Here is a 6,082-nt window from a genome sequence, read left to right as displayed (position 1 = left end):
CTCGTCAGGCTCATAACCTGAAGGTCACAGGTTCAAATCCTGTCCCCGCAACCAAACACATGAACAAGCCCGTCGGCGAAAGCCGGCGGGCTTCTTTGTCTCCGGACGCGCGTTGCAGGCGGCTGAGCCCGGAAAGTCGTCCGAGGTGGGTGCCCGAACCGGAAGGGGAGGGGCCGATACGCGAGACCTGGGACGACCGTCGAGTGGGATTCGGCTGAGGCCGAGCCGAGCGAGGGTGCGGCTCCATTACCGGCACCGCCGGCACGAGCGAGCGGGTCGTCGTACTCGTCCACGGCTATCCGCAGACCATGTGAATGGCGACGCGACCTGCCTCGTCTCGCCCGCGCGGGCTGCGGCTACGACAATCGCACCATGACCGGCGACCTGCATGCTATGCTCTACCCACCATCTCGGCTTGACACGGCCGATGACGACGGTCGGGCATGGGCTACGTCCGCGCCTACTCCCGCCCCGGTGAGATGCGGGCCGGGGTTGAGTTCTATCCGCGCCTTCCCGACCGATGCCGCGCAGAACCGCGCAGAACCGCGCAGAACCGCGCGGCGATCGAGCGCGACGGGCAGGCTCGCGCTGCCAGTCCTGGTCCTCGCCCGGGCGCGCAGCGCCTTTGCCACTTCCACCGAGGCGATGATGCGGGAGGTCGCGTCCGGCGTGATCTTCCGGACGGTGTCCCGCGCGGGACCACGGGGGTCCCGGAGGGAAGCGGCGATGAACTGGCGTCCCTCACGCCTCCGCAGGAGCGTGCGCCGGTTCGACCGGGTGCCCGTCCTTCTTCTGCGGCCGGATCCGGTACCAGCCGACATAGAGCGCCGGCAGGAAGAACAGGGTCAGGAAGGTCGCTGCAATGATGCCGCCGATCATCGCGTAGGCCATCGGCCCCCAGAACACCTCGCGGGCGATCGGCACCATGCCGAGGCTCGCGGCCGCGGCGGTGAGCAGGATCGGCCGCATGCGGTGGCAGGTCGCCTCCACCACCGCGTCCCAGGGGTTCATGCCCTCGGCCTCGAACTCGTCGATCTGGGTGACGAGGATCACGGCATTGCGGATGATGATGCCGATCAGCGCCAGAATGCCGAGGATCGCCACGAAGCCCATCGGCGCGCCCGACGGCAGCAGGGCCGCGACGACGCCGATCAGGCCCAGCGGCGCCACGCTCGACACGAGGAAGAGCTTCTGGATGCTCTGGAGCTGCACCATCAGGAAGAACGCCATCACGAGCAGCATCACCGGCACCACCGCGGCGATCGGGCCCTGGCCCTTGGCGCTCTCCTCGACCGCACCGCCCGTCGCGAGGTCGTAGCCATCGGGCAGCTCGCTGCGGAACTGTGCCATGGCGGGTTCGAGGGCCGCCACGACGGTCGGCGGCTGGGTCGTGTCGGTGATGGCGGCCCGCACCGTGATGGTCGGCATCCGGTCCCGGCGCCAGACGATCGGCTGCTCGAGGTCGTAGTGGATCTTCGCGAAGGCCAGGAGCGGCACCGTCGCGCCGCCGGCGGTCGGCACCTGCAGGCTCTGGAGCGTGTCGACGGAGCGGCGCTCCGGCCCCTGCGCCCGCCCGACCACGTCGACGAGGTAGATCGCGTCGCGGACCTGGGTGATGGTGGTGCCGCCGACCACGCCGTTGAGGATGCCGGCGATGTCCTGCGAGGTCACGCCGAGCTGGCGCGCCTTGTCTTGCAAAATCTCGACCCGCAGCACCTTGCCGGGCTCGTTCCAGTCGAAGGTCGGCAGGCCGACATGCGGGTTCTGCGCCACCACGTTGGCGAGCTTGAGCGCTTGCGCCCGCACCACCTGCAGGTCGGGGCCGCTGATCCGGTACTGGATCGGCCGGCCGACCGGAGGACCGAGGTCGAGGGGATGGACGAAGACGTCGGTGCCGACGAAGTCGCGTCGGGCGAGGTCATTCAGCCGCGCCATGGTGCGGTCGCGGGCCTCCAGCGACACGGTCTCGATCACGATCTGGCCGAAGAACGCGTTCTGCAATTGCTGGTCGAGGGGCAGGTAGAATCGGATCGCGCCCTGGCCGACATAGGAGCTCCAGCGCTTGATCTCGGGGTCGCCCTTCAAGGCCGCCTCGAACCGGTCCATCTGCGCCTGGGTCTCGGCGATGCTGGCATTCTGCGGCAGGGTCAGGTCGACCAGGACCTCGGGCCTGTCGGAGGACGGGAAGAATTGCTGCTGCACGTGGCCCATGCCGACGATCGCCAGCCCGAGCATACCGATGCAGACCGCGACCGTGATCCAGCGGAAGCGCATCGCCGGCAGCAGCAGGGCCCGGAAGGCGCTCAGCAGGCGGCTCGGCTTCTCGTGGTGGCCCTTCATGGTCTTCGGCAGGATCTTCACGCCGATCAGCGGCGCGAACAGGACCGCCACCACCCAGGAGACGAGGAGCGAGGCCGCGATCACCACGAACAGCGAGTAGGTGTACTCGCCCGCCGCCGAGCCGTTGAAGCCGATCGGCAGGAAGCCCGCGACGGTGACGAGCGTGCCGGTGAGCATCGGGAAGGCGGTCGAGGTATAGGCGAAGGTCGCGGCCTTGTGCAGGCTGTCCCCGGCCTCGAGCCGCGCCACCATCATCTCGACGGTGATCATCGCGTCGTCGACGAGGAGGCCCAGCGCGATGATGAGGGCGCCGAGCGAGATGCGCTGCAGCGTAACCCCCATCACGTCCATGATGACGAACACGATGGCGAGCACCAGCGGGATCGAGAACGAGACCACGAGGCCGGCCCGGACCCCGAGGCTCAGGAACGAGACCACGAGCACGATCACCACCGCCTCGACGAGCGCCTTGGTGAAGCCGCCGACCGCCTCCTCGACGATGCGCGGCTGGTCCGAGACGAGGTGGATGCCCACCCCCACCGGGAGTTCGCCCTCGACCTGGCGCATCCGCGTCTTCAAGGCCTCGCCGAATTCGAGCAGGTTGCCGCTCGCCTGCATGGCGATGGCGAGCCCGATCGCCGGCTTCCCGTTGTAGCGGAAGAGCGCCTGGGGCGGGTCGGCGTAGCCGCGCTCGATCTCTGCCACGTCGGAGAGACGGAAGAAGCGGTCGTTGACCCGCAGGTTGATCGCTTTCAGGCTGTTCTCGTCGGTGAACTGGCCGCCGACGCGGACCGAGACCCGCTCCGGCCCGGCCTGGATCACGCCGGAGGGCGCCACCGCGTTCTGCGCCTGCAAGGTCTTGATCAGCGACTGCACGTCGATGCCGAGGCCGGCGAGCTTGCGGGTCGAGAAGTCGAGGTAGATCACCTCGTCCTGGGCGCCGATGATCTGCGTCTTGCCGATGCTCGGCACCTTGATGATCCGGGTGCGGACCGTCTCGACGTAGTCGCGGAGCTGGCGCATCGAGAGCCCGTCGGCGGTGAAGGCGTAGACGTTGCCGAACACGTCGCCGAACTCGTCGTTGAAGAACGGGCCCTGCATGCCCTGCGGGAAAGTGCCCTTGATGTCGCCCAGCCGCTTGCGCACCTGGTAGAACAGCCACGGGATCGTCTTCGGTGGGGTCGTCTCGCGCAGGTTGACGAACACCGTCGCCTGGCCCGGCGTGGTGTAGCTCCGGGTGTAGTCGACCGCGTTGATCTGCTGCAGCTCCTTCTCGATCCGGTCGGTGACCTGATCGAGGGTGTCGGCGATGGTGGCGCCGGGCCAGGTTGCCTGCACCACCATGGTCTTGATCGCGAAGGCCGGGTCCTCCTCGCGGCCGAGCTTGCGGTAGGACATCGCGCCGGCGACGATCGCCACCACCATCAGGAACCAGACGAAGGAGCGGTGCGACAGCGCCCATTCGGAGAGGTTGAACGACTTCATCGGGCGCGGCCTCGCGCTGAAACGGGGTTTACGATGCGGGCCGCGTCGGGCCGCGCGCGGAAAATCAGAGACCCGAGGTGGCGAGGCGCACGGCCTGGCCGTCCTTGAGGCTGTGGACGCCTGCCACCACCACGGTCTCGCCGGCCTTCAGACCGTCCCCGAGCGTCACCGTATCGTCGTCGCGCGAGATCACCGCGACGTCGCGGCGCGACACCGCCTTGCCGTCGGGCGCGACCACCCAGACGCTGGCGCGGTTCTCCGCCTGCAGCAGGGCGGTGGCCGGCAGGGTGATGCGCGGCGGGGTGGCGCGTTCGAGCGCGACCGTGATGGTGGTACCGAGGCGGAAGGCCTCGGGCGGGTCGACGAGGGTCATGCGCACCCGCCGGGTGCGGGTCGCCGGATCGGCCAGCGGCCCGATCTCGCGCACCTTTCCCCTGGCGGTGATGGTCGGGGCGGCCTGGAGCGTCACGGTGAAGGCGGTGCCGGCCTTGATGCCGGCCATCAGCCCGTCCGGAATATCGACCACCGCCTCGCGGATGTCGGGGCGGGCGAGCGTCACCACGGCCTGGCCGGCGCTCACCACCTGGCCGATCTCGGCGTTCCAGGCCGTCACCACCCCGTCGACATCGGCCTTCAGGGTGGCGTAGCCGAGTTCGTCGGTCGCCTTCTGCAAGGCGGCCTTGCCTTGCGCGAGGCGCGCCGCCGCGGTGTCGCGGCTCGCCACCGCGCTGTCGAGGGCGGCTTGCGTGACGTTGCCGCCCTCGAACAGGGTGCGCTGGCGCGCCTCGACGGCGCTGGCATTGGCGAGCTGCGCCTCGGCATCGGTGACGTCGGCCCGCGCCCGGGTGACGGCGAATTGCAGCACGGTGGGATCGAGGGCGGCCAGCCGCGCGCCCTTCGGCACGAGGTCGCCGACATAGACGTCGCGGGCGACCATCCGGCCCGGCACCCGGAACCCTCCTTGCGTCTGGTAGCGCGGCTCGACCGTGCCGGCGAAGGGGCCGAAGGTCTCGGCGGTGCGGATCTCGACCCTGGTGGTGAGCACCGGGCGCACCGGCGGCGGCGCCTCGGCCTTCTCCGCCGTGCAGCCCGCCAGGACAAGGAGAATGAGGAGGGCGAGCGAGCGGGCAGGAATGATCCTCATCGCGCGTCCTCCCCGACCACCACGACTTTCTGGCCGGGGCGCAGGAGCTGGATGCCGGCCACCACGACCCGCTCGCCCGGCCCGATGCCGTCCGACAGCACGATGGCCGAGCCGGCATAGCGCTCGATCGCGACGGTTTTCGGGGCGACGGTGCCGCTTTCCGGATCGAGCACCCAGACCGCCGGCTTGTCCTGCCAGCGAAACAGCGCGCTCCACGGCAGGCTCACCGATTGCCGGGCGCGGAAGCGGCCGAGCCCCGCCACCGTGGCGCCGAGCGACATCTCCGGCGGCACTTTGGTCAGGCCGATCTTCACCCGGACGCCGCCGGAGGACGGATCGACCGCCGGCGAGATCTCCCGGACGGTGCCGGTGGTGCGCACCCGCGGATCCGACAGGAGGATGATGTCGATCGTCTTGCCCTCCGGCGGCTCGGCGAGCAGCGTCTCGGAGACGATGAACACCGCGTCCCGCGGCCCGTCCTGTGCCAGGGTGAACACGGTCTGGCCCGACTGCACCACCTGGCCGGCCTCGGCATTGCGCGCCGTGATCATGCCGGCGACCCCGGTCTTCAGCTCGGTATAGGAGAATTGCTCGCGGGCATTGCCGAGGGCGGCCCTGGCCGATTCGACCGAGGCCTGAGTGGTACGCAGGGTCTGCTCGGCCTGGTCGTAGGCGGTGCGGGTGGTGTAGCCGCTGCGCATCAGCGATTGCTGGCGCTCGAAGCTCACCTTCGCCTGGGTCAGCAGGGCCTCGGCCGAGGCGACGGCGGCCTGGGCGGTATCGACGTTGACCTGCTGCTCCTGCGGCTCGAGCCGGGCCAGCACCTGATCGGCGGTGACGTGCTCGCCGACCTCGACCAGGCGCTCCTGAATCTTGCCGCTGACCCGGAACGCGATGTTGCTCAGGAACTTGGCCTGGATGTCGCCGGTCAGCACGACCTGTTCGGAGACCGGCGCGAGCGCGGCGGTGACCACCCGGACCTCGGCGAGCGCGGCGGAGCGGAGCGCGGCTCTCGGCGCCTCGTCCTTGGCCGGGAAAGGCGCCTCGGCGATTGCCGGGCTCGCGAGGAGCAGGGCGGCCAGGCAGGCGGCGCCCCGCGGCATCGGGGAGGGT

At 69.8% G+C, this 6,082-nt stretch carries 3 protein-coding genes; all 3 read right to left on the bottom strand.

Annotated elements, in window-relative coordinates; all coding sequences use genetic code 11:
• Positions 1-741: 741 nt before the first annotated feature.
• Positions 742-3,825 carry an efflux RND transporter permease subunit gene (locus MFF64_RS24895; RefSeq protein ID WP_099907905.1) on the bottom strand — a complete coding sequence of 1,028 codons (3,084 nt, stop codon included), beginning with the start codon at positions 3,823-3,825 and terminating at the stop codon, positions 742-744.
• Between the two features lie 64 nt (positions 3,826-3,889).
• Positions 3,890-4,969: an efflux RND transporter periplasmic adaptor subunit gene (locus MFF64_RS24890; protein WP_099907907.1), complete on the bottom strand. Its 1,080-nt coding sequence runs from the start codon at positions 4,967-4,969 to the stop codon at positions 3,890-3,892.
• Positions 4,966-6,072 (bottom strand): efflux RND transporter periplasmic adaptor subunit, encoded by a 1,107-nt coding sequence (locus MFF64_RS24885; RefSeq protein ID WP_099907909.1) that lies wholly within the window; start codon positions 6,070-6,072, stop codon positions 4,966-4,968. The genes MFF64_RS24890 and MFF64_RS24885 overlap by 4 nt, the downstream gene beginning before the upstream one ends.
• Positions 6,073-6,082 lie beyond the last annotated feature (10 nt).

The organism is Methylobacterium frigidaeris (assembly GCF_022179185.1).
Classification (GTDB): Bacteria; Pseudomonadota; Alphaproteobacteria; order Rhizobiales; family Beijerinckiaceae; genus Methylobacterium; species Methylobacterium frigidaeris.
Note: the sequence above shows the minus strand (reverse complement) of the source record. Positions and strands in the feature narration are given on the sequence as shown.